This window comes from Rhizobium sp. RU36D, from assembly GCF_900176345.1.
GTDB lineage: Bacteria > Pseudomonadota > Alphaproteobacteria > Rhizobiales > Rhizobiaceae > Allorhizobium.
Window position 1 is genome coordinate 13,036 of sequence record NZ_FWXU01000022.1, and the last position, 24,603, is coordinate 37,638.

Below are 24,603 nucleotides of genomic sequence, written 5' to 3' on the forward strand. Positions count from 1 at the left end.
CCCTGATGCGGCAAGCGACGGCGGGGCTGGTGCGGCCGGGACGGTTTGCGCCGGTTTGGACGACGGCGCTGATGCCAGTCCTGATGTCAGGCCAGATGCTGGGCCAGATGGCGGCTCTCATGGCGGCGAGGCTTGCCTGGATTCTCAGGATGCGATGCCTGACGCAGCAGGCGACGGCGATCCCGGTGCTATCGGGACGGTTTGCGCCGGTGCTGATGGCGGTGTTGATGCTGGCTCTGATGTCAGGCCAGATACTGGGCCAGATGGCGGCTCTCATGGCGGCCAGGCCAGCCTGGAGTCTCAGGATGCAATGCCTGACACGGCAAGCAACGGCCGGGCCGGTGCGGTCGGGACGGTTTGCGCCGGCTTGGACGACGGCGCTGACGCAAGCCCTGATGTCTGGCCAGAAACTGGCCCAGAGGCTGGGCCTGATGGCGGCTCTGATGGCGGTGAGGCCCGCCTGGATCTGCGGAAGGCACGCCCTGACGCGGCAGGCGACGGCGGTGCCGGTGCGGGCGGGACGGTTTCCGCCGGCTTGGACGACGGCGTTGATGCCAGCCCGGATGTCAGGCCAGATGCTGGGCCAGATGCTCGGCCAGATGCTGGCAGCGACGGCGGAAAGATGGAGGCGCCGCCGTCCGATCTGCCGCCGAAACCGGATGCGTTTTTGATGCAGAAGGTCGAGCGGATGAAGTTTAACGCCAGCTCGCGCGGGCATGTCTGGGTTTTGAACAGCTGGCAATTCCAGGGTCGCGACGCGCAAAAACCGCCCGAAGACACCGCCTGGCGCAACTGGCTGCTGATCGGCGGGCGCGGCTCGGGCAAGACCCGCGCCGGCGCCGAATGGGTGCATGGGCTGGCATCCGCGGGCGCGCGCTCTGATCTGCGGATCGCGCTGGTGGCGGAGACGCTGGGCGACGCCCGCGAGGTGATGATCGACGGCATCTCCGGCATCGCAAGGGTGGCGCGGGAAAAGGTGCCGGAGGTGGAAATTTCCCGCCGGCGGCTGGTCTGGCCCAACGGCGCGATTGCCCAGATCTTCTCCTCCGAAGACCCGGAAAGCCTGCGCGGGCCGCAATTTCACTATGCCTGGTGCGATGAACTGGCCAAATGGAAACATGCCGAGGAGACCTTCGACATGCTGCAATTTGCCCTGCGGCTGGGGCAGTCGCCGCGCCAGCTGGTGACGACGACGCCCCGGCCGGTGCCGATCCTGAAACGGCTGATCGCTGATCCCGGCACGCGGATCGCGCGGCTTTCCACCCGCGACAATGCCGAGAACCTGGCGCCCGGCTTCATCGCCGCGCTGGAGGCCCGCTATGGCGGCACGAGGCTTGGACGGCAGGAACTGGATGGCGAACTGATCGAGGATCGCAGCGACGGCCTGTGGAAGCGGGCGCAGATCGAGGCACTGACGGTCAGGAATTTCGGACCGCTGACCCGTATCGTGGTGGCGGTCGATCCGCCCTCGGGTGCGGGCGCCGGCTCCTGCTGCGGCATCGTCGCGGCGGGGCTGGAAAGCGGGCCGAACGGACGCGGTCGCGCTGTCGTTCTGGCCGATGCCTCGGTCGAGGGGCGCTCGCCCGCCGGCTGGGCCGAGGTGGTGGCCCGCACCTACAGGCGGTTCGAGGCCGACCGGGTGGTGGCCGAGGTCAACCAGGGCGGCGAGATGGTGGCCTCGGTGCTGCGCGGCGTCGATGCCAACCTGCCGGTGACGATGGTCCGGGCCAACAGGGGCAAGTTCCTGCGCGCCGAACCGGTGGCGGCGCTCTACGAACAGGGCCGCGTGGTTCATGCCGGCGCCTTTGCCGAACTGACCGACCAGATGTGCGACTTCGGCCCCGACGGATTGTCGGGCGGCCGCTCCCCGGACCGGCTGGACGCCCTGGTCTGGGCGCTCACTGCGCTGATGCTGGCGGGGGCGGGCGAGCCACGGGTGCGGGGGATTTGAGGAGGGGGCTAATATTGACCCGCCGCATGGCATCGGTTTAACGACGGCTGACAATTTCAGGACCGAGGCGCGGTATGCGACTTTTCCATTTCAGCGATGATCCTGACATTGAAAGCTTCGTGCCGCGTCCGGTGAAGGTGCCGTCCAAGCGGTCGCCCGGCATGGAGTGGCTGAACGGGCCGCTGGTCTGGGCCATCGAGGAGCGGCTGGACTTTCTCTATCATTTTCCGAGGGACTGCCCGCGCATCCTGATCTGGGTCACCGACAAGACCATCCGGGCGGATCGGGACGCCTGGCTCGGCGGCCACCGTGCGGCCGCCTATGTGGAACTGTCGCGCCGGAGCGAGCTGGAGGCCGCCACGATCCATCGCTACGAATTCGCCACAGGCGGTTTTGAGTGTCTTGGCGATGCCGGGATGTGGGTGAGCCGGGCCGAGGTGGTGCCGCTGGAGCGAGTTCAGATGACCGACCTGCCATCGAGTTTCGGGCCGCGCGGAGTCGACCTACGCTTTGTCGACAGCCTAGTGCCGCTGAGGCCACTATGGGCCACCTCGCTCGCGGCAAGCGGCATAAGACTGCGCAATGCCAGAGGCTGGAATCACGGCTGAGTGGGGACATCCAAAACGCAGATCGGCCCGCAAGCTTTCTGCCGCGGGCCGATTTGTTTCACAGCCAGCCGACGTGGCCGGGCTTGGCTTACTTGGCGGAGCCTGCCGAAGGGGACTGGGCACCCTGGCGCATCTGGCGCCATTCGCTTTCCAGGCGCTCCAGGATGTGCGCCGGGATCTGCGGGGCCGGGGTCTTGGTCTGGCTGCTCGATTTCGTCTGCATGAGCGTCTCCCTTCATGGTGTGCTGCGCTGCAAAACGCGCTTTCGGGCGGAAAGTTCCACAGAGTTAAGCAATTGTAAATACGACCTTATAGGGCTTTAACCGATTGAAATTATTTAAATCGGTTTAAGAAATCATCTTTCCACGGCCAGGGTTAATGGCGGTGGGCAGCTACGTTCTCGCCATGCCCCAATATGCAATTATAAAGTGTTTTAGATTTATGTTGCACTTTTATGGTGTTGGTATTTAACTTGCGGATGCCGCGACTTGGATTGCAGGCGGGCAGGGTCAATCAGGGGGAGACCATGAGCAGCATCAACAGGCCATTTTTCTACGATCGGGTGCGGGTCACGCTGTTTGGTGGACGCATGCAGCCGATGCAGGTGCAGGGCATGGAGGCGATCCTCAACTTTTGGGAACAGACCTCTTCGGCCAAGGACGACCGGTGGCTCGCCTATATGCTGGCGACGGCCTATCACGAGACGGCCCGCACCATGCAGCCGGTGCGCGAAACGTTGGCGCCGACCGACGAGAGGGCGATCGCCATTCTCGACCGGGCCTTTGCGCGTGGCCAACTGCCCTGGGTGAGCAATCCCTATTGGCAGGCAGACAAGGAAGGTAAATCCTGGCTGGGCCGCGGGCTGGTGCAACTGACGCACCGGGACAATTACGTGCGGCTGGGGCAGATGGTTGGCCGCGACCTGGTTGGGGACCCGACGCTGGCCATGCGTATGGAGGTGGCCCTGCCGATCATGGTGCTCGGCATGGAACAGGGCGCCTTTACCGGACATCGGCTTGGCCAATATTTCAATGGCGCGCGCGAGGACTGGGTGAAGGCGCGGCAGATCATCAACCGCATGGACAAGGCCCTGCAGATCGCCGACTACGGCAAGGCGTTTTACGGGGCGATCAGCTATACGACGGGGTAGCGGGTGAGCGAGTAGCGAGTGGCGAATAGCGAATAGGTAAGGGGGAAGGCGGTCCTGCGGTTGAGCCTGGGGGAGACCCATGCTATCGGCCGGCTACCTGCCACGTTTCGGAGCCTTCCCCTTGATCCGCCACATTGTTTTCTTTTCGGTACCCGACCGCGAGGACCTGCAGACGGTGCGCGAGGGGTTGGCGATCCTGACCGGGATTCCCCATGCGCGGCATCTGGAAATTGGCACCTCGGCCAAATCAGACCTGTTCGACAACAGTGTCGACCTGGTGGTCTATGGCGAATTCGACGACGAGGTAGCGCTTGCCGCCTATCGCGCCCACCCGCTCTACCAGGAAAGCATCTCGATCGTGAAGCCGCTGCGCGAACTGCGGATTGCGGCGGATTATGAGACTGAGGGCGCGGTGGTGTCCGGGGGCGAATAGGGCGTAGGCAGTAGGCAGTAGGAATAGCTGCCTATCTTGGCGCAAGCTCGCCCCCCTCTGGCTTGCCAGCCATCTCCCCCACAAGGGGGGAGATCGGATTGCGGCGACCGTGCTGCCCAACTGCGGTCACGGGGAGTACATGTCGTAAATCACCAGCGCGATGAGAGCGACTACGACTGCCATGACAGCGCGTTTGAACCATCGCACAAGCGGTGACTTCGAAGGATGGCCCAACATCATGTCGCTGAGCACTTCGGCAAGTAGTTGCAGCAAATCGCCCAAAAGCATCAACCTAATATAGCGAGTAAAAAGTGAGCTTTGCTCGGTGTTCGTTTACTTGAGGTTGACGCGATCAAAGGTTTCTATCGAAATCGACGCCCGGTACGGCAATCCGCAGTGATGGCGCTGCTCACCACCTTTGAAGAGTGCCGCTTGCCCGATCGCTCTTGGCTATTGATATCGGCTACTCGCTACTCGCTACTGCCTACTGCCTACTGCCTATTGGCTACTAACTATCGCCTCCAACCCGAGGATATCCCATGAAACTCTCCTTCCGACTGCCCTGGGGCCATGCCCCGGGACGAACCCGCTTGGCCGATCAAAAGGCGCTGACCCTCCGGCCGGGGGCGGCGCTGGCTTTGCTTTCCGGCGAGGCTGCGGCGCATTGGTCGGGGCGGTCCTATGCAGCGCTGTCCTCCGAGGGCTTTATGAAAAACCCGGTGGCGCACCGGGCGCTGCGGCTGATTGCCGAGGCCGGGGCCTCGGTGCCGTGGCTGGCCTATGACGCCCAAGGCGAGCGGCCGGATCACCAGGCGCTGACCCTGCTGCGGCGGCCGAACGGGGCGACCTCCGGCACCGATTTCCTGGAGGCGCTCTATGGACAGCTGCTGCTCTCGGGCAATGCCTTCGTCGAGGCGCTGGTGCCGGGCGAGCAGCCGCGGGCGCTGCATCTGCTGCGGCCCGACCGGGTGAGCGTGGTGGCCGGCACGGATGGCTGGCCGCGCGCCTATGACTACCGCGCGGGCGGGGCGGCGCGGCGCATTGCTGCCGATAGCGGGCGGCTGATGCACCTGAAACTGTTCCACCCGCTGGACGATCACCTGGGCTTTTCGCCGCTGGCGGCGGCGCAGATGGCGCTCGACCTGCACAATGCGGCGGCGCGCTGGAACAAGGCGCTGCTCGATAATTCCGCTCGTCCCTCCGGCGCGCTGGTCTACCAGCCGAAGGAGGGCGGCAATCTCTCGGCCGATCAATATGAGCGGCTGAAGGCCGAACTGGACGACGGCTATACCGGGCCGATGCGCGCCGGGCGTCCGCTGCTCTTGGAAGGCGGGCTGGACTGGAAGGCCATGGGCCTTTCGCCCAAGGACATGGATTTCGTCGAGGCGAAGAACGGGGCGGCGCGGGATATCGCTCTGGCCTGCGGCGTGCCGCCGATGCTGCTCGGCATTCCCGGCGACAATACCTATGCCAACTACCAGGAGGCCAACCGCGCCTTCTGGCGGCTGACGGTGCTGCCGTTGGTGGGCCGCACGGCGGCCGGTTTCTCCGGTTTTCTCTCCGGGCTCTATGGCGAGGAGATCAGGCTGGAACCGGATCTCGACCGGGCCTCGGGGCTGGTGGTCGAGCGCGATGCGCTGTGGGCGAGGCTGGGTGCGGCAAGCTTCCTGACCGATGCCGAAAAACGCGAGGCGGTGGGCTACTGATGCGGCAGGACAAAGCGGCACGGCGGCGCCAGGCCCTGCAGAAGCCGGTGCTGGAAACGCCCGCCCCTGAGACAAAGGAGGTCGTGATGAGCGAACTTGGACCCGATGCGGGTTTTTGGGGCGCGCGGATCGCCGGGGCCTTCGCCGGCTCGGCGATCTCGCTGATCTATCTCTTGCCGGAGGGGCGCCGCGAGGCGGCCGGTCGGCTCGTGACCGGCGTCACCACGGGCCTGATCTTCGGCGGGCCGACCGGCTTGTGGCTCGCCCGCACACTCGACCTCGACAGCGACCTCTCCGGCAGCGACGTGATGCTGGCCGGCTCGGCGCTCGCAAGCCTCTGCGCCTGGTGGGCGCTGGGGATCCTGGCGCGCGTGGCGGCGCGTTGGGGTGGGAAGGGGTAGGCAGTAGGGGGTTAGCGAGTAGCGAATAGCGAATAGGGAGTAGGGGTAGGATGGAAGTCCTATCGGTCCTGTTTGCTGCAGGTTGTCTGGACCGGGCGGAGCAAGCTCGCCCCCCTCTGGGCTGCCGCCCATCTCCCCCACAGGTGGGGAGATCGGCTGGGGGCGCTCGCTCGGCCAATAAGGGTGTCAGGGTTGCCAACGGGCTGTTGGGAGTTCTCGCCTACTGCCGAATGGCTATTGGATGTTGACGAACTCTTCTGCTTGCTGGCGGCATCGCGAAGACCGGCGGAACAAGCTCGCCCCCCTCTGGGCTGCCGCCCATCTCCCCCACGAGTGGGGAGATCGGCTGGGCGCGCCCGCTCGGCCAATACGGGTGTCAGGGTTGCCGCCAGGTTGCCTGCATTTTTTGGCTACTGCCTACTGCCTACTGACTATTGGCTATTCCCCACTCGCTACTCGCTACTCGCGACCGCCCCCGCACACACTTCATTCAACGACCAAGGACATGACCATGCACGCAGACAGCGGGCGGATTTCGCTCATCCAGAAATATGCCAGCCTCACGATCAAAGGCGTGACGGCCGGCGGTGTGTTTTCCGGCTATGCCAGCGTTTTCGGCGAGGTGGATCTCGGCCGCGACCGGATCGAGCCGGGAGCCTTCCGGCGCTCGCTGGAGCGGCGCGGGGCTGGTGGCATCCGTATGCTCTACCAGCACGATCCGGCTGAACCGATCGGCGCCTGGACCACGATCCGCGAGGATGGACGGGGGCTTTATGTCGAGGGCCGATTGGCGCCGGGCGTGGAGCGGGCGCAGGAAGTGCGCGCGCTGATGCTGAACGGCGCGCTGGACGGTCTGTCGATCGGCTTCCAGACCGTGAGGGCCAAGGGCGGCGGGGTGGGCGGGATCCGCCACATCCTGGAGGCCGATCTCTGGGAGATCTCGGTCGTCACCTTCCCGATGCTGCCATCGGCACGGGTTTCCAACATCAAGCATGCGCGGTTCTTCCGCGACAGGGAAACGGAGCTGGTGCGCACGATGCGCCGGGCCGCCCGCACCATCGCCAATGCCAATTTCAAACAGAGGACCATGCAATGACAGCAGAAAGCACGAATTCCCTGGTATCGCCCGAAATCAAGGCGCTGCCGGAAACCATGACCGCGGCCTTCGACGAGTTCATGACCGCCTTCGAGGCCTTTCGCGACGCCAATGACACGAGGCTCGACGAGATCGAGAAGAAGCTCTCCTCCGACGTGGTGACCCGCGACAAGGTGGAGCGCATCAACAAGGCGATCGACGAGCAGGCCCGCCAGCTCGACCAGCTGGTCCTGAAGAAGATGCGGCCGGCGCTTTCGCGCGGCGGGGCCGCCGCCATCGAGGCCAGCGAACACAAGGCGGCCTTCGAGGCTTATATTCGCCGCGGCGACGAAGGTGCATTGCGCGAGCTGGAGGCCAAGGCCATGTCGGCGGGAAGTGCCGGCGACGGCGGCTATCTGGTGCCCGACGAGACCGATGGCGAAATCGGCCGGCGGCTTTCCGTCGTCTCGCCGATCCGGGCGCTGGCAACCGTGCGCCAGGTCTCCGGCAGCGTGCTGAAGAAGCCCTTCGCGCCGGCCGGCATGGCGGCGGGCTGGGTGGCGGAGGCCTCCGCGCGACCGCAGACCGGCACGCCCGAACTCGCCGAACTCTCCTTCCCGACCATGGAACTCTATGCCATGCCGGCTGCCACCCAGGCGCTTCTGGATGATGCTGCCGTCGATGTCGAGGCCTGGATTTCCAGCGAAGTGGACATCGCCTTTGCCGAACAGGAGGGGGCAGCCTTCGTCTCCGGCGACGGGGTGAACAAGCCCAAGGGCTTCCTGTCCTATTCCACGGTTGCCGACAGCGCCTGGAGTTGGGGCTCGATAGGCTACCGCGCCACCGGATCAGCCGGCGCCTTTGCCGCAAGCGGCCCCTCCGACGTGCTGGTCGACACGATCTATGCGCTGAAGGCGGGCCATCGCCAGAATGCGAGCTTCGTGATGAACCGCAAGACCCAAGGCGAGATCCGCAAGTTCAAGGACGCCGACGGCAACTATCTCTGGCAGCCGCCGGCCGCGGCCGGCCAGCCGGCGGCGCTGATGGGCTTCCCGATCGCCGAGGCCGAGGACATGCCCGACATCGCCGCTAATGCCCTGGCGATTGCCTTCGGCGACTTCCGCGCCGGCTATCTCGTGGTGGACCGCGCCGGGGTGCGGGTGCTGCGCGACCCCTATTCGGCCAAGCCCTATGTGCTGTTCTACACCACCAAGCGCGTGGGCGGCGGGGTGCAGAACTACGAGGCGATCAAGCTGGTGAAGTTCGCGGCAGCGTGATGGGGGGAGAGGGAGGCAGTAGGCAGTAGGGAGTAGGGAGTAGGGAGTAGGGAGTAGGGAGTAGGATGCTCCCGGGAATGTGACAGGCTGCCGATGAACTGCCGTCTCTCGCCGCGCGTAACCTGTCGATATCAGGTTACATACTGCGGGAGACGGCGATGCTGAGGCGGGAATTCCTTTCACTATCCCTGGCGGGCTTGGCCACAAGCGCTTTTGCCGCGCCGGATCTCTGGGGCGAGGCGCAAGCGGGCCGGGCAATCGTGCTGATGCGCCACGCGCTTGCGCCGGGCACCGGCGATCCCCAAGGCTTCAAGCTTGGGGCTTGCTCGACCCAGCGCAACCTATCGGCAGAAGGACGCGCGCAAGCCGCCAGGATCGGAGCGCTGTTTCGTGCAAACGGCATTGCCAGGGCGGATGTGTTTTCCAGCCAGTGGTGCCGCTGCCTGGACACCGCGAGCGGGTTGGATCTCGGACCAGTCACCGAACAGCCGCTGCTCAACTCCTTCTTCGGCAATCCGGAAGATGGCCGGCCGCAGACTGAAGCGCTGCACCGCTGGATCGTGGGCCTGAAGCCGACAGGACCCGTTGTCCTGGTGACCCATCAGGTGAATATCACGGGGCTGACATCCGTGGTGCCCGCAAGCGGCGAGATGCTGTTCGTGACGCCTGGGGCGGTGCTGCCGCTGCCGGTGTTGGGGCGGGTGAACGGGGCGTGAGGGGGCGGGCGCGGCCCGTGCTTAGTGAGGGAACGCGCTCGGCGAGAGGCTGACCTGCATGCCCGGCCACACCACGAGCTGACACGGATCCACCTGGCATTTCGCGACTTCTTCGGCCCAGGCGGGGCCCGTGTTGAACAGGCGCCAGGCCGGGGAGTAACTCGCCACCGCTTGCACCAGGAGGCTGAGACCGAGGACACAGGCCATCGCACGGGGCCTATGCACGCTGGCGAGCATGATGGTGAGGATAAGGGCTGAGGTGCTGACGAGGTAATAGCGACCGCCATTGGCCTCGCCGCCGAGCAGAAAATACGGGTCTCCCAAGGCTCCGAATGTCTGTACCACCGCTGCGCCGATGCCGGCGGCAAGGATCAACACGACGTCGATCCTGTTTCGAGAATCGGTAGAGCGGATCAGGACGAGCGTCAGGGTCGCGCAAAGCATGCCTATGGCGATGAAATTGGGCCAGTCGAGCGCCACCGTGCCGATTGCTTTCACCACGAAAGGCGTCATGACGAGACCGAGCATTGAGTGCAGGGCAACGGGCAGGAGCAGCAATCGGGCAGATGTGGTGAATTGTCGTCCGCCTGTTCCGGTCGCAAGGAGCACATAGGCCTGCACGGCCACGCATGCCAGCAGGATGACCGCCAGCAGCAGATGTGGTCGCGACTTTCGCACCACGCCGACCGCAATGAATGCGGGCATCAGGATGACCGACGGCAGGCCACTCAATCCACATAAAAAGGAACAGACGCAGGCGAAAACCACCCATCGACGGCTTTGCAGCCGCAGGGCGAGAAGCATCAGCACGATCGCACCGCAATACCACTGTATGTTGGTGGCGCTGGCAAATACCTCATAGGACATCGGCGCCAATGCCAGGCAACCGACGGCCAGAAGCAGCAGCAGCGGGTGAACGCCGCGCTCAATCGCCACCTGGGCAACGACCACGACCAGAATTGAGGCGACCGCCACCGACAAATAGGTGGTGACGAATGGGGCATAGACGAGCGGGGCGTAGGTCGACAGCTTGGCCAAGACATTGGCGGCAAGTTGGTAATTCGAGTTTGCCGTGAAGCTCAGGACGTCAACCCAATCCGCGTGCTGAACCGCATGCAGATAGATCTGCGCCTCTTCCGCCCAGAATCGGGGCTCGATGAATGGTGCCCAATTTCGCCATATCGACAAACCGAGAAAACAGGCCAGCGCGGCCAGATGATAGTGAAATACGCGCGACGTCATCCAGCTCTGCCCCGGTTCATGAATGCCAATGTGCATGACAGTGGCAAGCCGCTCTTCGATAGCGAAACTGGCGGCCAACCCGAAACTCAATCTCGCCGAAAGCCCTGCCTCGGGCTGATTGTCCACAATATCGGATATCCGCCCTGATCTGCCACGGCAGGATATTTCCACTCCACCCACCCACGGAGCCCCCATGACCTATGCCGAAATCAATCCGCCGCTGGCGGAGCCGCTGACGCTTGCCGAGGTGAAGGCGCATCTGCGTCTTGACGCAAACGATGAGGATGCGCTGCTGGCGAGCCTGATCCGCGTGGCGCGCGAGCATCTGGAGACGAAGACCGGGCTCTGCCTGATGGCGCGGGGTTTGCGGCTCTATCTCGACCGCTGGCCGAAATCCGGCGTGCTGGAGATCGGGCGCGGGCCGGTAATCTCGGTTCAGGCGGTCACCGTCTATGACGGGGACGGGGAGGCGGGGACGCACCCCCTCGACGGGCATCTGCTCGATGGGGTGGCGCGGCCGGCGCGGCTGTGGTTGCCGCAGGCGCCGGATCCGGGCCGGACCCTCAATGGCATCGAGGTGGATTTCATTGCCGGCTTTGGCGAGACCGCGGCCGATGTGCCGGATGGACTGAAACGCGCCATGCTGATGCATGTGGCGCTGATGTTTGCCTGGCGCGGCGCGGTGCCGCTGGAGCACCAGCCGGCTGCCATACCCCAGGGTTATGAGCGGCTGATCGCGCCGCATGCGCGCCGGAGGCTCTGACATGGTGACGCCAAATGTTTCGATTGGGGTCATTGATGCCGGTGCGATGACGGCACGGCTGAGCCTGGAACGGCCGGTCACAGCGTCGGACGGGCAGGGTGGCGCCGGTATCAGCTATGAGGCGGTCGCCGATCTCTGGGTGCGGGTCGAGCCTGTTTCCGTGACGCTCGAGGAGCGGGCGGGCGGCGAGGTGTTTTCCATCTCCCACCGGGTCTGGCTGAACTTTCGCCGGGATATCGAGGCGGGTATGCGCTTTCGCCGCGGCATTCGGCGCCTCGTGGTGAAGAGCTGGCGCGACCCCGACGAAACCGGACGTTACCTGGTGTGTGACTGCGTGGAGGAGAGGCGATGAGCCCGGTCAATGCCCTTCTGCAGGCGGTGCATGCCCGTCTCACCGGCGATGCGGGGCTGCAGGCGCTGGCCGGCGGCGGCATTCACGACCGGCGGCTGGGGCGTATCGACATGCCCTATTTGGTCATCGGATCGGTTGAGACTGCGGATTTTTCCACCGGCAGCGAGGACGGGCTGGAGATCACGCTAGTGCTGGAAGCCTGGTCGGCGATCTCAAGGCGCGAGGCGGAGATGACCGCCGATGCCGTACGCGGCCTAATGCATGAGGCGGAGCTGGAGCTTGAAGCGGCCGAACTGGTCAGTCTGCGGCACCGCCGGACCCTGAGCCGCCGCGAGGCGAAGACGGCGCTGTTCGTCGCGGAGATGCGGTTTCGCGCTGTGGTGGAGTGGGGCGAGTAGCGAGTAGGCAGTGGGCAGTAGGCAGTAGGAGAAAAGTCCTGGCCTCTGCGCACGTTTGCACCTGGCTGGTTGGTCGACCATTTGTTCGTCACGGGATTGCACCTAGTCTCTCGGAAAATGGCGCTTTGGGCGGCGCGGCCAAGGTCTTGGCAGACCTTAAAAAATCTCAAGCAAAGGATAACAGGATGGTGGCTCAAAAGGGCAAGGACCTGCTGCTGAAGCTGCAGGACGGGAGCGCTTATGTGACGGTTGCGGGGTTGCGTTCGCGCCGGCTCGCCTTCAACGCGCAGGCGGTCGATGTGACCGATGCGGAAAGCGCCGGGCGCTGGCGCGAGCTTCTGGGCGGAGCCGGCGTTCAGCGCGCCTCCGTTTCCGGCAGCGGCTTGTTCAAGGACCAGGCCTCCGACGCGCTGGTGCGGGCCGCCTTTTTCGGCTCTGTCATCCTGACCTGGCAATTGCTGATCCCCGATTTCGGCACGGTGACCGGCCCCTTCCAGGTGACGGCGCTGGAATATGCCGGCCAGCATGACGGCGAACTCACGTTTGAGCTATCGCTGGAATCGGCCGGCGCGCTGACCTTCGGAGCCGTGTGATGGGGGTCGTTGCGGGCATTGCCCGCGCCAACCGGCATCGCGGCGAGGTGGAGGCGCTGATCGACGGCGAGCGCCGGGTGCTGTGCCTGACGCTGGGCGCCTTGGCAGAACTGGAGACCGCCTTTGCCGCCGACAATTTGCTGGAACTTGCGGCGCGGTTCTCGGCCGGCCGGATGAAATCCGCCGATCTGATCCGCATCATCGCGGCCGGCCTGCGCGGCGGCGGCAATCGCTTTGCCGATGAGGACGTGGCCGAGATGGCGATCGAAGGCGGGGTGGCCGGCGCGGCCGACCTCGTGACGCGGTTGCTGGCGGTGACCTTCGGCGCTGGCGCCGATGCAGGCGGCGGAGCGCCGCCGGCAAACCCTTGAGAGCCGCGGGCGAGACAGCGGGGCCAAGACCCTTTCCCTGGGCGCGCGTGATGCATGCCGGGCTGTTTCTCCTGCGGCTGGAGCCGAAAGCATTCTGGGCGCTGACGCCAGCTGAATTCTGCGCCTTGACTGGTGGTTTTGCACCCGCAAGCGCGTTCGACCGCGGCGCGCTGCAGCGGCTGATGGCCGCCTTTCCCGACGAGACGTGAGGATCTGCAATGGACGACGACACACTGCGCGACGTGACGGTGGAGCTTGACGCACGGGCGGCGCTGAGCACGCTCGATGACCTGGAAACGCGATCGAAGGCGGTGGGCCGGGCGCTGACCGGCGCCCTGACCTCCGCAACGGTGGGCGGGCGCGGCCTTGACGATACGCTGCGGAAGCTCGGTGACCGGCTGGCCTCGATTGCGCTGTCGGCCGGGCTGAAGCCGCTCGAAAACCTGTTTTCCGGCGCTGTCGGCGGACTTCTGTCCGGCATCGGCGGCGGGGTGACGCCCTTTGCCAAGGGGGGCGTGGTGCGCGAGCCGGGCTATTTTCCCCTGGCTGGCGGAACCGGCCTGATGGGCGAGGCGGGGCCCGAGGCAATCCTGCCGCTCAGCCGCGGTGCCGACGGTTCCCTCGGCGTCGCAGCCACCGGCGGCGGCGGACCGAACATCACCTTCAACGTGACGGCCACCGACGTCGCAGGCTTCCGCAAGAGCGAGGGACAGATTGCAGCGATGCTGGCCAGGAGCGTGGGACGGGGGCAGAGGAATTTGTGAGGGGGCGTGGAGAAGCCCGCTATATCTTGTTCCAAAGATTGGTATCGTCAGCGGTCGGTATTTTTGCCATCGGGGGAAGTAGCAATGTAGCTTCACCCCCGATCAGTCATTGTGGTCGGCATTATCTCGGCTTACAACAGGCTATGCTCAAAATGTTACTTCGTCTGAATTTGGTGATCGGCGTCGCGTTGCTGCTAGTTCTCGGTCTTGCGGTTGCAACAAGGTGTTTCGACGCCATCATTGCCTGCAACGATCCCGACGACAGTTGGGGATGCGCCATTGCCTTGTCTGAATTTACCCAGTTAGTCGCCTTAGCAGCCGTTGTTGCTGCATTGCTGTTCTTCATTACCAGATCGGGGAAGCGGAACCCCAAGATACATCGAGATTAGGTCTAGCGCCAAAGCGGCGTTGGCTACCGGGCTTGCAGGGCCCTCGGTGCACACGAAGCAACCGATTTCCTTGGCCTAGCCCCGGGGCATACATCCTCTAGGTCGTGTGGACACTTGGGATTCCCAAAGTTGAGCAAATCAGATTCAAGACTGTCTTTTGGAGGCAGTCATGGGTGTATTGGACCGGTTGATCCTTCGGGATGATCAGTGGGCGCGGATATCGCCGCACATCATTGGTGACGATCGCACCCGGGGGTCTTCAGGCCGCGACAATCGGATGTTTGTGGAAGCAGTGCTTTGGATCGTGCGGACCGGCTCGCCCTGGCGTGATCTGCCGGAGGTGTTCGGCGAGAGGAACAGTGTCTTCCGCCGCTTCAGCCGATGGAGCGAGAAGGGTATTTGGTGGCGCATGTTTGCGGCGATGTCTGATGATCCGGACTTCGAATACCTGATCGTCGATTCCACCATCATCCGCGCCCACCAGCACGCCGCCGGCGCAAAAAAGTTGCTGAAGATCAAGCCCTTGGCCGCTTTCGTGGCGGCCTAAGCACCAAGATACATATGGTGGCGCGCGGTCTCGGCTGCCCGGTCCGCTTTACACTGACTGCAGGCCAGAAGGGCGATGCGCCACAGGCCGATGCCCTGGTCGAGTGTCTGCCTGCCAATATCGTCATGGCCGACACCGCCTATGACTGCGACCGCCTGCGCGATGCAATTGCTGACAAAGGCGCTATCGCGGTGATCCCCAATAATCCATCCCGTGCCAGGACATACCCGCTCGACAGACACCTCTACGCCCAGCGCCACCTCATCGAATGCTACTTCTCCAAGCTCAAGCAATTCCGAAGGGTTGCAACGCGCTTCGAGATAGCCGCACGAAACTATCCCGCAGTCGTCACAACCGCAGCTATCGTCTTGTGGATCGGGTAAATGTTCACACGTCCTAGGGCCTGCTCGCCATTCCCATCAAAACACCCCCCATTAGGAGCACATCCATGCCCACTACCTTTCACGAGGTGCGGTTTCCCTTGCGCTTGTCGTTGACCACGTCGGGCGGGCCGGTGCGGCGGGTGGATATCGTCAACCTGTCCAATGGGCGCGAGGTGAGAAACGCAAGGTTCTTTGGCTCGCGGCGAGCCTATGATGCCGGGTCTGGCGTGCGTTCGGTGGCGGATCTCTATGAGGTGCTCGATTTCTTCGAGGCGCGGGGCGGCGGGCTTTATGGGTTTCGCTTTCGCGATCCGGTGGATTGGTCCTCGGCGCCGCCGGGGATCGCGCCGGACCGGCTGGACCAGGTCATTGGGACCGGCGACGGGGTGACGGCGGTGTTTCAACTGGCCAAGACCTATGGCGATGCCGGTGGTGGCTTTCGCCGCGAGATTGCCAAACCGGTGGCGGGAAGCCTTGTTCTGGCGGTCGGCGGTGTGGCGGTTGGCCCGGGGCAGTTTTCGCTGGATGCGACGACCGGACGGGTGACGTTTGGGCCGGGTGCAGTTCCGGCGGCGGGAGCGGCGGTGACGGCCGGTTTCGAGTTCGACGTGCCGGTGCGCTTCGATACCGAACGCATCGATATCAGCCTCCAGGCCTTCAACGCCGGGCGGATTCCGACAATTCCGCTTGTGGAGATCATGCCATGAGAGTGCTTCCGAGTGATCTGGCGGCCCATCTCCAGGGCGATGTCACGACGCTGTGCCTGTGCTGGCGGGTGACGCGCCGCGACGGGCAGGTGCTGGGCTTCACCGAACACGATCGCGATCTTTCCTTTGCCGGGACTTGGTTTCGCGCGGCAAGCGGTTTTGCCGCAAGCGAGGCCGGCAGCGCCGCCGGGCTGGCGGCTGATACCAGCGAGGTGGCGGGCGGGTTTTCGAGTGACGCGATCTCGGAGGCGGATCTGGCCGGCGGCCGCTTTGACGGCGCGCGCGTCGAGGTGTTTCGGGTCAACTGGCAGGCGCCCGACCAGCACTTGCTGATCGCCGTGCAGGAAATCGGCGAGGTGACGCGACAGTCCGGACAGTTTTCAGCGGAGCTGCGCAGCCTGTCCCACCGCCTGGCGCGGGAACAGGGTCGCATTTACAACAGGCGTTGCGACGCCGCCTTGGGCGACGCCCTCTGCGGGGTGGCGATGACGGTGGCGGGACGGCGGGCCGACGCGGCAGTCGTTTCGGTGCAGGACAGCGGGCGGATCGTGGTCTCGGGGCTCGGCGGGTTTGGGCCGGGGCATTTTCGCTCGGGGTCGCTCACCTTTTCGAGCGGTCCCTGCGCGGGGCTGGCGACCGATGTCGAGACCAGCCTTAGCACTCCCGGCGGCACCGAACTGGTGTTGTGGCTGCCGCTGCCGATCTTGCCTGAGGTTGGCGACGCCCTGGTGGTGTCGGTGGGCTGCGACAAGGCCTTTGCCACCTGCCGGGACCGGTTTTCCAACCAGGTGAATTTTCGAGGCTTTCCCCATATGCCTGGCAGTGATTTCGCCTATTCCTATGCGGACGGCGAGACCCTGCATGACGGGAGCCCGCTTTACCCATGACGGACACGAGGGAACGGGTGCTGGTCATTGCCCGCCGCTGGATCGGCACGCCTTATCGCCACCAGGGATCGACCGAGGGCGTGGGCTGCGACTGCCTGGGACTGGTGCGCGGCATCTGGCGCGAGCTTTACGGCGATGAACCGGAAACCGCGCCGCCCTATGCGCCTGATTGGGCGGAGCGACCTGGGGAGGAGCGGCTGCTGAGCACCGCGGCGCGGCATTTTCGGCCTCTATCGGGCTTTGGCGAGGCCGAACCGGGAGACCTGCTGCTGTTTCGCTTTCGACCGCAGTTTTCGGTGAAGCATGCGGGCATCCTGGATGAGGATGGGTATTTCATCCACGCCTATGAGCAGGCGGGCGTGATCCGCGCGGCATTGGTGCAGGGCTACCGGCGGCGGGTGGCGGGATGCTATCAGTTTCCGGAACCGTCGATATGATTGCCGACCGCAATCCGGTACGGTTGCTCTCGGGCTCCGATTGTATTTTTTGACCGATAGGCTATATTTGTGAAGTGGTGAGCGGGGTTGCCTCCCCGCCCACCTGAATGCTTACTTAGCGAATGTGACCCGGACGGAGATTATCCAGCTCGTCCGGGTCTTTCTCACAGTAAGCACGATGCTGAACGGCAATGGCGTCATAGCATCCTCCACAATTGACAGCAGGGCCTCTACCAAGGTCGGTGCGGCCTATCCTCACCGATGCGCTGGCTGGGTCAGCGCGCGCTGTTTTTGCCGTCAACTCTCGATATCCTAGAGCGCAACTGTAGCGGGTGGCAAGCGGTAGGCGCGTGAAGACGCGGCAGGGGTTCTTGTTTCGTCAAGTTGCGTTTTTCGCCTGATAGGCTATAGTCGTGAAGTGGTGAGCGGGGGTGCAACCCCGCCCACATGAATGCCTATCTTGAGAATGTGACCCGGACGGTTACTGACCAGCTCGTCCGGGTCTTTCTCACAGTAAGCACGACGCTAAAGGGCATAGGCCGGTATTATTGTTGCTCTACGCAATTCCGGACGCAAAACCGCTTCGCACTTTTGCTGGAATTGCTTTGGCATCCTCCACAGTTGACAGCAGGGCCTCTACCAAGGTCGGTGCGGCCTATCCTCACCGATGCGCTGGCTGGGTCGGCGCGCGCTGTTTTTGATGTCAACTCCCCACATCCTAAAGCGCAATTAAAGCGGGCGACAAGTGGTCGGCTCGCGTCTTTTGATATTAGAGGTTGCTGATGGCGACGATCCTGTTTCAGGCGGCGGGTGCGGGGCTTGGTGGGCTGTTGGGGCCTGTGGGCGCCATAGTCGGGCGGGCGGCGGGCGCGCTCATCGGCAATGCCGTCGATCGGGCCCTGATCGGCGGGACGCGGACGGTGTCGGGTGCAAGGCTCGCCACGGCGCGCATTCCCGGAGCCAGCGAAGGAACGGCGGTGCCGCGCGTCTATGGCACCATGCGGGTCGGGGGCACGCTGATCTGGGCGACGCGCTTCGAGGAAGTGGCAAGCGTCGAGCGGGCGGGTGCCAAGGCGACCGGTGGCGCGAGAGTCGAGAGCTTTCGCTACTATGCCAATTTCGCCCTTGCCCTCTGCGAGGGACCGATTGCCGGTCTCCGACGCGTCTGGTCCGATGGGCGGGAGATCGACCAGACGGCGATCGAAATGCGGGTTTATCGAGGCACCGGCGATCAACTGCCGGACCCGCTGATCGAGGCAAAACAGGGATCAGGCAACGCGCCTGCTTATCGCGGGCTTGCCTATGTCGTGTTCGAGCGACTGCCGCTGGAAGCCTATGGCAACCGCATCCCGGTGCTGCAATTCGAGGTGATCCGCACGGTCGACGATCTGGAAGGGCGGGTGAGGGCCATCACCATGATCCCCGGCGCGACCGAGCATGGCTATGCGACCGATGTCATCACCGAGACGACTGGCGCCGGAAGCGCCCGCAACATCAACCGCAACACGTTGACCGCGGCGACCGATTGGCATGCTGCGATGGACGAGCTGCAGGCGGTCTGCCCCAATCTGCAGCACGTGGCGCTGGTGGTGGCTTGGTTCGGCACGGATCTCAGGGCGGGAGACTGCCGCATCCGGCCGGGCGTGGAGGTGCCCTTTCGGGGTGACGAAAGCAGGCCGTGGCGGGTTGCAGGTATCGACCGGGCGCTGGCGCATGTGGTGAGCCAGCACGATGGCGGACCGGCCTATGGCGGCACGCCTGACGATGCGAGTGTCGTCCAGGCGATTGCCGATCTGAAGGCGCGCGGGCTCAAGGTGACGCTCTATCCCTTCGTGATGATGGATATTCCTCCCGGCAACGGGCTTGCGGACCCCTATGGCGGCGCCGAGCAGGCGGCCTATCCCTGGCGCGGGCGCGTGACCTGCCATCCCGCACCTGGCCGGCCTGGTACGGTTGACCGGACGGCTGCGGCCGCTGCACAGGTTGCGGCCTTCACCGGTTCCGCCGAGGCGTCGGATTTTTCCGTCGATGGGAGCGTGGTTTCCTATGCCGGAGAAGATGAAGGCTATCGCCGGATGGTGCTGCATTATGCGCATCTGGCGCAAGCCGCAGGCGGGGTCGATGCCTTCCTGATCGGCTCTGAACTGCGCGGACTGACCACGCTGCGGGATGCGGCTGATGGTTTTCCCTTCGTGGCGGCGCTTGGGCAACTCGCCGGCGATGTTCGTGCAATCCTCGGTACAGGCACGAAGATCAGCTATGGCGCCGACTGGAGCGAGTATTTCGGCTATCAGCCGGCGGATGGATCGGGCCATGTCTATTTCCATCTCGACCCGCTCTGGGCAAAACCTGCCATCGATGCTGTCGGCATCGACAACTACATGCCGCTGTCGGATTGGCGCGATGCCGATCTCGACCAGGCAAACCCTGATGGATTTCGGCTGGCGGACGATCGCCAGGCGATGCGCAGCCAGGTTGCGGCTGGCGAAGGCTATGACTGGTTCTATGCCAGCAGCGGTGACCGGGAGGCGCGCATCCGCACGCCGATCAGTGATGGCGCGGCGGGCAAGCCCTGGGTGTTTCGCTACAAGGATATCGCTGCCTGGTGGGGCAATCCGCATTTTGAGCGGCGCAACGGGGTGGAATTGACGGCACCGACGGCCTGGGTGCCGGGCATGAAACCGGTGTGGTTCACCGAACTCGGCTGTCCGGCGGTCGACAAGGGGGCGGGCCAGCCGAACGTCTTTCCCGACCGCAAGTCCTCGGAAAATGCGCTGCCCTATTTCTCCAGTGGCCAGAGGTCGGCGAGCCAGCAGCGGCGTTTCCTGGAAGCGAGCCTCGATCACTGGGGGGCGGCATCGGGCGGGATGGTGGATCCCGAGCGCATCTATCTCTGGAGTTTCGACGCGCGGCCCTATCCGGCCTTTCCCGCCAATCGCGAGTTGTGGAGCGACGGCGGCAACTGGGCGACCGGGCATTGGCTGAACGGCAGGCTGGGAGCCGGTACGTTGGCGGAGGTGATCGCGGCGATCCTGCGGGACCATGGATTTTACGATTACGACGTGAGCCAGGTGACCGGCGACCTGGACGGCTATGTGCAGGCGGAGGTGACATCGGCTCGATCCCTGCTTGAACCTCTGATGGCGGCCTTCCGGCTTGATGCGGTGGAGCAAGCCGGGCGGATTGTCTTTCGTTCGCGTGACCGGACCAGCATGCCGGCGCGTGCGCTCGACGTGCTGGCCGATATCGAGGGCGAGCCGCTGTGGCGCGAGACGCGTGGCCATGACAGCGACTTTGCAGACGAGGCGGTGCTGACATTCGCCGATGCCGCGATGGATTATGAGGAGGCGAGCGTTCGCTCGCGCCGGCTTGCGGATGGCAGCAGCAGGGTGCTGGCGTTGAACCTGTCGGCCTGCCTTGACGAGGAGACGGCGCTGGATGCGGCTGAAGCCATGCTGCGCGACCACCGGATCGGGCGGCGGCAGCTCGAATGCAGCGTCAGTCCGAGCATGCTGGAACTGGAACCGGGCGATGTCGTCACCCTGCCAAGCGGCCCGCAGGGACGCTTTCAGGTGACGCGGATCGAGGAAGGGCAGGCGATAAAGCTGCAGATGCGCGAGATCGGATCCGCGCGGCCGGCAGCGACGGTCGGCACGGGAGACGGGCGGGCGGTGCAGAACGCCGCCGGTGCCGGTTTCTCGCCGCATCTGGTGTTCCTTGACCTGCCGCGGATCGACGGGGAGGCGAGCGAAAGCTTCGCCCGCGTCGCCGGCCTGGTGCGGCCCTGGCGGCGCATCGCGCTGTCCTCGTCCGTCTCGGGGGAGGCCTATCGCACGCGGGTGGTGCTGGATCGTCCGGCAACGCTGGGACGGCTGACGGCGCCGCTTGCGGCGGGACCGGTTGGCGTAACCGACCATGCCAATGCCGTCCATGTGCAGCTGTTTTTCGGCGAGCTTTCTTCTGTTGGCCGGCTGGAACTGCTTGACGGTGCCAACCGCATTGCGGTGCGCGCCGCAAGCGGTGCGTTGGAGGTGATCGGTTTCAGTGCGGCTGAGGAGACGGCGCCGGGACACTGGCGGCTGACGGGGCTGCTGCGGGCGCTGTACGGCACCGAGGATGCCATGCAGGCGGGCGCTGCAACCGGTGCCGACCTCGTGCTGCTCGATTCGGCTGTGCGGCCGCTCGGGCTGTCCTCGGAGGAGGCGGGACGGCCATTCCGCTGGCTCGCCGAACGGATCGGTGGTTCTGCGCCGTCGGTGGGGCCTATCGAGTTCGCGGGTGGCCTGCGGGCAGAGACGCCGCTAGCGCCCGTTCATCTGCGTGGCATCAGACGGTCGGACGGCGCTGTTGTGCTGTCCTGGATCCGGCGGGGCCGTGTTGATGCCGACGACTGGGAGGCAACGGAGATCCCGCTCGATCAATCCGAGGGCTATCTGCTTGAGATGCTGAAAGACGGCGCGGCTGTCCGGACCGTCGAGACGGACCAGGCGAGTTATATCTATTCCGCAGTCGAGGAAGCGGCGGATTTCGGGTCTGTTCAGACGACGCTTGCAATCCGCGTCCGGCAGAAAGGGCGCAAGGTGCCGCTCGGCATATCAGCACAAGCCATCATCAACCTCTGAAACAGCAAGGAGAGAAAGACATGGAACATGCCAAACTCTGGTACCAGTCCAAGACCATCTGGGGAGGCCTGATTGCCGTTCTTGCGGCAGCGGCGCGGCTCGCCGGCCTTGAGATCGGCGCTGATATCCAGGCCGAACTGGTGGATGCCGCCATGACGCTTGCCGGAGCCATCGGCGGATTGCTGGCCATTTACGGCCGTCTTGCGGCGACCAAACCGATCCTCGGCGGCGACGAGCGGTAGCCGAGACCAGCCTGTGGATCACGGCCTATTGCCGCCATGAATGGCACATTCATTTGCCATTCAGATGCCTTCCGGTAAATATTCACCACAGGCGATTTGGGAAGACATGCTCATGGCATCACCTTTAATCATAGCGGCGTTCACCGGAGCGCTGGCGAGCTTCGGGCCGCAGGGCATGGGCGACGGCCAGATCGTGCGCGTTGCCGGAGACTGCAGTGCCGCGGCGTCCCAGGTGGTGGCCCAGACCGGCGGCGAGCTGCTCTCGGCGGTGCCGCAGGGGGACGCCTGCGTCATCACGGTGCTGATTCCCGGCAATGGCAGCGAGCGGCCGCGCAAGGTGACCATGCGGGTGCCGATGTAAGGATGATGGCCACGACGCGATCGTGGACGCAATGTGGAATGCTTGAAGGACCGGGGGCCCGAATGCGAATACTGGTTGTCGAGGACGACATCAATCTGAACCGACAGCTCGTCGAGGCGCTGCAGGAAGCCGGCTATGTGGTGGACCATGCCCATGACGGCGAGGAAGGCCATTTTCTAGGCGACACGGAACCCTATGACGCCGTGATCCTCGACATCGGCCTGCCCGAAATGGACGGCATTACCGTTGTCGAGAAATGGCGGGCCGGCGGACGCACCATGCCGGTGCTGATTTTGACCGCCCGCGACCGCTGGAGCGACAAGGTGGCGGGCATCGACGCCGGCGCCGACGACTATGTGACGAAACCCTTCCATGTCGAGGAAGTGCTGGCGCGCATCCGGGCGCTGATCCGCCGCGCGGCGGGCCATGCGAGTTCCGAGATCACCTGCGGCCCGGTGCGTCTCGACACCAAGGCCTCCAAGGCCACGGTGGATGGCAAGGCGCTGAAGCTCACCTCCCACGAATACCGGCTGCTCTCCTATCTGATGCATCACCTGGGCGAGGTGGTCTCGCGGACCGAACTGGTCGAGCATATGTATGACCAGGATTTCGACCGGGATTCGAACACGATCGAGGTCTTTGTTGGGCGGCTGCGCAAGAAGATCGGCCTTGACATGATCGAGACGGTGCGCGGCCTCGGCTATCGCATGCAAGCGCCTGCCGATGGCGGTTAGGTCCCTTACCGCACGCGTTCTGCTGCTGGCCACCCTGTGGTCGGCAGTGGCGCTGGTGACCATCGCGGTGGTAATCTCGACCCTCTATCGGCAGGGGGCGGAGCGGTCTTTCAACAACCTGCTCCGAGCGCAGCTTTACAACGTCATCAACGCGATTTCTGTTGATGACAAGGGCGAGCTTTCGGGCAGCCCGCAGCTGGGCGATCTCCGGTTCTCGCAGCCGGGCTCCGGCTGGTACTGGCTGATCGAACCCTTGCCCGGCCTGAATGCAGCACCTCTTTCTTCCACCTCGCTTGGAACCGACGTGCTGCCGGTTCCCGACCTCGACGGACTTCCCTTCGATGACCGCTACGAGCGGTTCTATCCCCTGCGCGATTCGCGCGGTAATCTGGTGCGCGTGGCCGAAACCGAGGTGGTGCTGGATTCCGCCGGCGAGGCGGCGCGGTTTCGCGTGGCCGGCAACCTGACGGTGGTCGAGGAGGATATCGCGGCGTTCTCGCAGCGTATCTACATCGCGCTTACCGTGTTCGGCCTCGGCGGCCTCGTGATGAACGGTATCGGCATCATTTTCGGCCTGCGTCCGCTCGACCATGCGCGGCGTGCGCTCGAAAAAATCCGCGGCGGCGAGTCGGAACGGCTCGAAGGCGATTTTCCCCGCGAGATCATGCCGCTGGCCAACGAGATCAATGCGCTGATCGACAGCAACCGCCGCATCGTCGAGCGTGCCCGCATGCAGGTAGGCAATCTTGCCCATTCGCTGAAGACCCCGATTGCCGTGCTGCTGAACGAATCGCGGGTGCTGGACAAGGGCCACGGAGACGTGGTGCGCGGACAGGCCGAGGCGATGCAGGCGCAAGTGGCCTCCTATCTGAACCGGGCGCGGATCGCCGCCCAACGCGATACCGTGCTGGCCCGCACCGATGTGCAGCCCGTGCTGGAGCGGCTGGTGCGGGTGATGCGACGGCTGAACCCCGATACGGTTTTCGACCTGAAGATCGCCGCACCCGAGGCGACGCTGGCCATGGAGCAGCAGGATGTGGAGGAAACCATCGGCAATCTCCTGGAGAATGCCGCTCGTTTTGCCAAGAACCGCGTGAGCATCGAGGTCGTCCCGGCCTCGCCACCGGACGGCGCCGGCGAGGCGGTGCGGCGCAAGTTCCTTGAGGTCGTCATCGAGGATGATGGCCCGGGGCTGGAGCCGGAGCAGATTGTCGAAGCGTTGAAGCGTGGCCGCCGTCTGGACGAAAGTCGTCCGGGCACCGGTCTTGGTCTCTCCATCGTCTCGGAAATCACATCTGAATATCAGGGCAGTTTTGCTCTTTCGCGCGGGGGCGGCGGCGGATTGAAGGCAAGCCTACTTCTCCCGGCGATCTCCCGTGATATTGTATGACTGGAATCATTGAGAAAACGAAAGTTCTGGCCATAATGATGCCATGTGCTTGCCGCAGCTAGGCAGGCATGCGCCATGGCGCGAAACGGCCTGGAGAATCGGGA

27 protein-coding genes and 1 pseudogene are annotated in these 24,603 nt (G+C 64.4%); 26 read left to right on the plus strand and 2 right to left on the minus strand.

Annotated features, from left to right (window positions below):
• The first annotated feature begins 5 nt into the window (after positions 1-5).
• From B9A97_RS30225 to B9A97_RS22000, 3 genes are all read left to right on the plus strand, one after another.
• Entirely contained in the window at positions 6-671 is a 666-nt protein-coding gene (locus B9A97_RS30225) for a hypothetical protein (RefSeq protein WP_244564315.1), read from the plus strand.
• Positions 671-1,951, plus strand: a complete 1,281-nt coding sequence (locus B9A97_RS21995) for a DNA-packaging protein (protein WP_244564316.1) — start codon at positions 671-673, stop codon at positions 1,949-1,951. Before B9A97_RS30225 ends, B9A97_RS21995 begins: the two co-directional genes overlap by 1 nt.
• Positions 1,952-2,025: 74 nt before the next feature.
• The gene (locus B9A97_RS22000) at positions 2,026-2,559 is read left to right on the plus strand and encodes a DUF6886 family protein (RefSeq protein ID WP_084367974.1); all 534 of its coding nucleotides are present in this window, start codon (positions 2,026-2,028) and stop codon (positions 2,557-2,559) included.
• A gap of 88 nt (positions 2,560-2,647) precedes the next feature.
• Here the strand turns inward: B9A97_RS22000 and B9A97_RS30365 are convergent, their stop codons facing one another.
• Positions 2,648-2,782 (minus strand): hypothetical protein, encoded by a 135-nt coding sequence (locus B9A97_RS30365; protein ID WP_280164093.1) that lies wholly within the window; start codon positions 2,780-2,782, stop codon positions 2,648-2,650.
• A 303-nt stretch (positions 2,783-3,085) separates the two neighbouring features.
• Here B9A97_RS30365 and B9A97_RS22005 point away from each other — a divergent pair, with 303 nt between their 5' ends.
• The 7 genes from B9A97_RS22005 to B9A97_RS22035 all read left to right on the plus strand — a co-directional run bounded on the left by B9A97_RS22005 (position 3,086) and on the right by B9A97_RS22035 (position 9,317).
• Positions 3,086-3,709, plus strand: coding sequence for a glycoside hydrolase family 19 protein (locus tag B9A97_RS22005; RefSeq protein WP_084367975.1), 624 nt, complete (start codon positions 3,086-3,088; stop codon positions 3,707-3,709).
• Between the two features lie 121 nt (positions 3,710-3,830).
• Positions 3,831-4,142: a Dabb family protein gene (locus tag B9A97_RS22010; RefSeq protein WP_084368057.1), complete on the plus strand. Its 312-nt coding sequence runs from the start codon at positions 3,831-3,833 to the stop codon at positions 4,140-4,142.
• Between the two features lie 539 nt (positions 4,143-4,681).
• A complete protein-coding gene (locus B9A97_RS22015) occupies positions 4,682-5,848 on the plus strand; it encodes a phage portal protein (protein WP_084367976.1) in 1,167 nt (388 codons plus the stop codon).
• A gap of 86 nt (positions 5,849-5,934) precedes the next feature.
• Complete coding sequence (locus B9A97_RS22020) at positions 5,935-6,249, plus strand: DUF6107 family protein (protein WP_084368058.1); 315 nt, start codon at positions 5,935-5,937, stop codon at positions 6,247-6,249.
• Positions 6,250-6,760: 511 nt separating this feature from the next.
• The gene (locus B9A97_RS22025; protein ID WP_084367977.1) at positions 6,761-7,345 is read left to right on the plus strand and encodes an HK97 family phage prohead protease; all 585 of its coding nucleotides are present in this window, start codon (positions 6,761-6,763) and stop codon (positions 7,343-7,345) included.
• Entirely contained in the window at positions 7,342-8,601 is a 1,260-nt protein-coding gene (locus tag B9A97_RS22030; protein WP_084367978.1) for a phage major capsid protein, read from the plus strand. Before B9A97_RS22025 ends, B9A97_RS22030 begins: the two co-directional genes overlap by 4 nt.
• 158 nt (positions 8,602-8,759) lie before the next feature.
• The gene (locus B9A97_RS22035) at positions 8,760-9,317 is read left to right on the plus strand and encodes a histidine phosphatase family protein (RefSeq protein ID WP_084367979.1); all 558 of its coding nucleotides are present in this window, start codon (positions 8,760-8,762) and stop codon (positions 9,315-9,317) included.
• A gap of 21 nt (positions 9,318-9,338) precedes the next feature.
• Here B9A97_RS22035 and B9A97_RS22040 read toward each other — a convergent pair whose 3' ends face one another.
• On the minus strand, positions 9,339-10,685 hold the full coding sequence (locus tag B9A97_RS22040; protein ID WP_143530654.1) for a hypothetical protein: 1,347 nt from the start codon (positions 10,683-10,685) through the stop codon (positions 9,339-9,341).
• 67 nt (positions 10,686-10,752) lie between these two features.
• Here B9A97_RS22040 and B9A97_RS22045 point away from each other — a divergent pair, with 67 nt between their 5' ends.
• From B9A97_RS22045 to B9A97_RS22125, 16 genes and pseudogenes are all read left to right on the plus strand, one after another.
• Entirely contained in the window at positions 10,753-11,322 is a 570-nt protein-coding gene (locus B9A97_RS22045) for a head-tail connector protein (RefSeq protein WP_084367981.1), read from the plus strand.
• A 1-nt stretch (position 11,323) separates the two neighbouring features.
• Entirely contained in the window at positions 11,324-11,674 is a 351-nt protein-coding gene (locus B9A97_RS22050) for a phage head closure protein (protein ID WP_084367982.1), read from the plus strand.
• Complete coding sequence (locus B9A97_RS22055) at positions 11,671-12,072, plus strand: DUF3168 domain-containing protein (RefSeq protein ID WP_084367983.1); 402 nt, start codon at positions 11,671-11,673, stop codon at positions 12,070-12,072. Before B9A97_RS22050 ends, B9A97_RS22055 begins: the two co-directional genes overlap by 4 nt.
• Positions 12,073-12,257: 185 nt before the next feature.
• The gene (locus tag B9A97_RS22060; RefSeq protein WP_084367984.1) at positions 12,258-12,665 is read left to right on the plus strand and encodes a phage major tail protein, TP901-1 family; all 408 of its coding nucleotides are present in this window, start codon (positions 12,258-12,260) and stop codon (positions 12,663-12,665) included.
• Complete coding sequence (locus B9A97_RS22065; protein ID WP_084367985.1) at positions 12,665-13,036, plus strand: gene transfer agent family protein; 372 nt, start codon at positions 12,665-12,667, stop codon at positions 13,034-13,036. Before B9A97_RS22060 ends, B9A97_RS22065 begins: the two co-directional genes overlap by 1 nt.
• Positions 13,033-13,245 (plus strand): rcc01693 family protein, encoded by a 213-nt coding sequence (locus B9A97_RS22070; RefSeq protein WP_084367986.1) that lies wholly within the window; start codon positions 13,033-13,035, stop codon positions 13,243-13,245. The genes B9A97_RS22065 and B9A97_RS22070 overlap by 4 nt, the downstream gene beginning before the upstream one ends.
• A gap of 9 nt (positions 13,246-13,254) precedes the next feature.
• On the plus strand, positions 13,255-13,800 hold the full coding sequence (locus tag B9A97_RS22075; RefSeq protein ID WP_084367987.1) for a phage tail tape measure protein: 546 nt from the start codon (positions 13,255-13,257) through the stop codon (positions 13,798-13,800).
• Positions 13,801-14,358: 558 nt separating this feature from the next.
• Positions 14,359-15,119 (plus strand): annotated as a pseudogene (locus tag B9A97_RS22085) (IS5 family transposase).
• Positions 15,120-15,184: 65 nt separating this feature from the next.
• Positions 15,185-15,826 (plus strand): DUF2460 domain-containing protein, encoded by a 642-nt coding sequence (locus B9A97_RS22090; RefSeq protein WP_084367989.1) that lies wholly within the window; start codon positions 15,185-15,187, stop codon positions 15,824-15,826.
• Positions 15,823-16,713 carry a DUF2163 domain-containing protein gene (locus B9A97_RS22095; RefSeq protein ID WP_084367990.1) on the plus strand — a complete coding sequence of 297 codons (891 nt, stop codon included), beginning with the start codon at positions 15,823-15,825 and terminating at the stop codon, positions 16,711-16,713. The genes B9A97_RS22090 and B9A97_RS22095 overlap by 4 nt, the downstream gene beginning before the upstream one ends.
• Positions 16,710-17,150 carry an NlpC/P60 family protein gene (locus B9A97_RS22100; protein WP_084367991.1) on the plus strand — a complete coding sequence of 147 codons (441 nt, stop codon included), beginning with the start codon at positions 16,710-16,712 and terminating at the stop codon, positions 17,148-17,150. The genes B9A97_RS22095 and B9A97_RS22100 overlap by 4 nt, the downstream gene beginning before the upstream one ends.
• A gap of 782 nt (positions 17,151-17,932) precedes the next feature.
• On the plus strand, positions 17,933-21,772 hold the full coding sequence (locus B9A97_RS22105; protein ID WP_084368059.1) for a baseplate multidomain protein megatron: 3,840 nt from the start codon (positions 17,933-17,935) through the stop codon (positions 21,770-21,772).
• A 20-nt stretch (positions 21,773-21,792) separates the two neighbouring features.
• The gene (locus B9A97_RS22110; protein WP_084367992.1) at positions 21,793-22,014 is read left to right on the plus strand and encodes a hypothetical protein; all 222 of its coding nucleotides are present in this window, start codon (positions 21,793-21,795) and stop codon (positions 22,012-22,014) included.
• Between the two features lie 112 nt (positions 22,015-22,126).
• Complete coding sequence (locus B9A97_RS22115; protein WP_084368060.1) at positions 22,127-22,375, plus strand: hypothetical protein; 249 nt, start codon at positions 22,127-22,129, stop codon at positions 22,373-22,375.
• A gap of 62 nt (positions 22,376-22,437) precedes the next feature.
• The gene (locus B9A97_RS22120; RefSeq protein WP_084367993.1) at positions 22,438-23,109 is read left to right on the plus strand and encodes a response regulator transcription factor; all 672 of its coding nucleotides are present in this window, start codon (positions 22,438-22,440) and stop codon (positions 23,107-23,109) included.
• Entirely contained in the window at positions 23,099-24,499 is a 1,401-nt protein-coding gene (locus tag B9A97_RS22125) for an ATP-binding protein (RefSeq protein WP_084367994.1), read from the plus strand. Before B9A97_RS22120 ends, B9A97_RS22125 begins: the two co-directional genes overlap by 11 nt.
• The last annotated feature ends 104 nt before the right edge of the window (positions 24,500-24,603 follow it).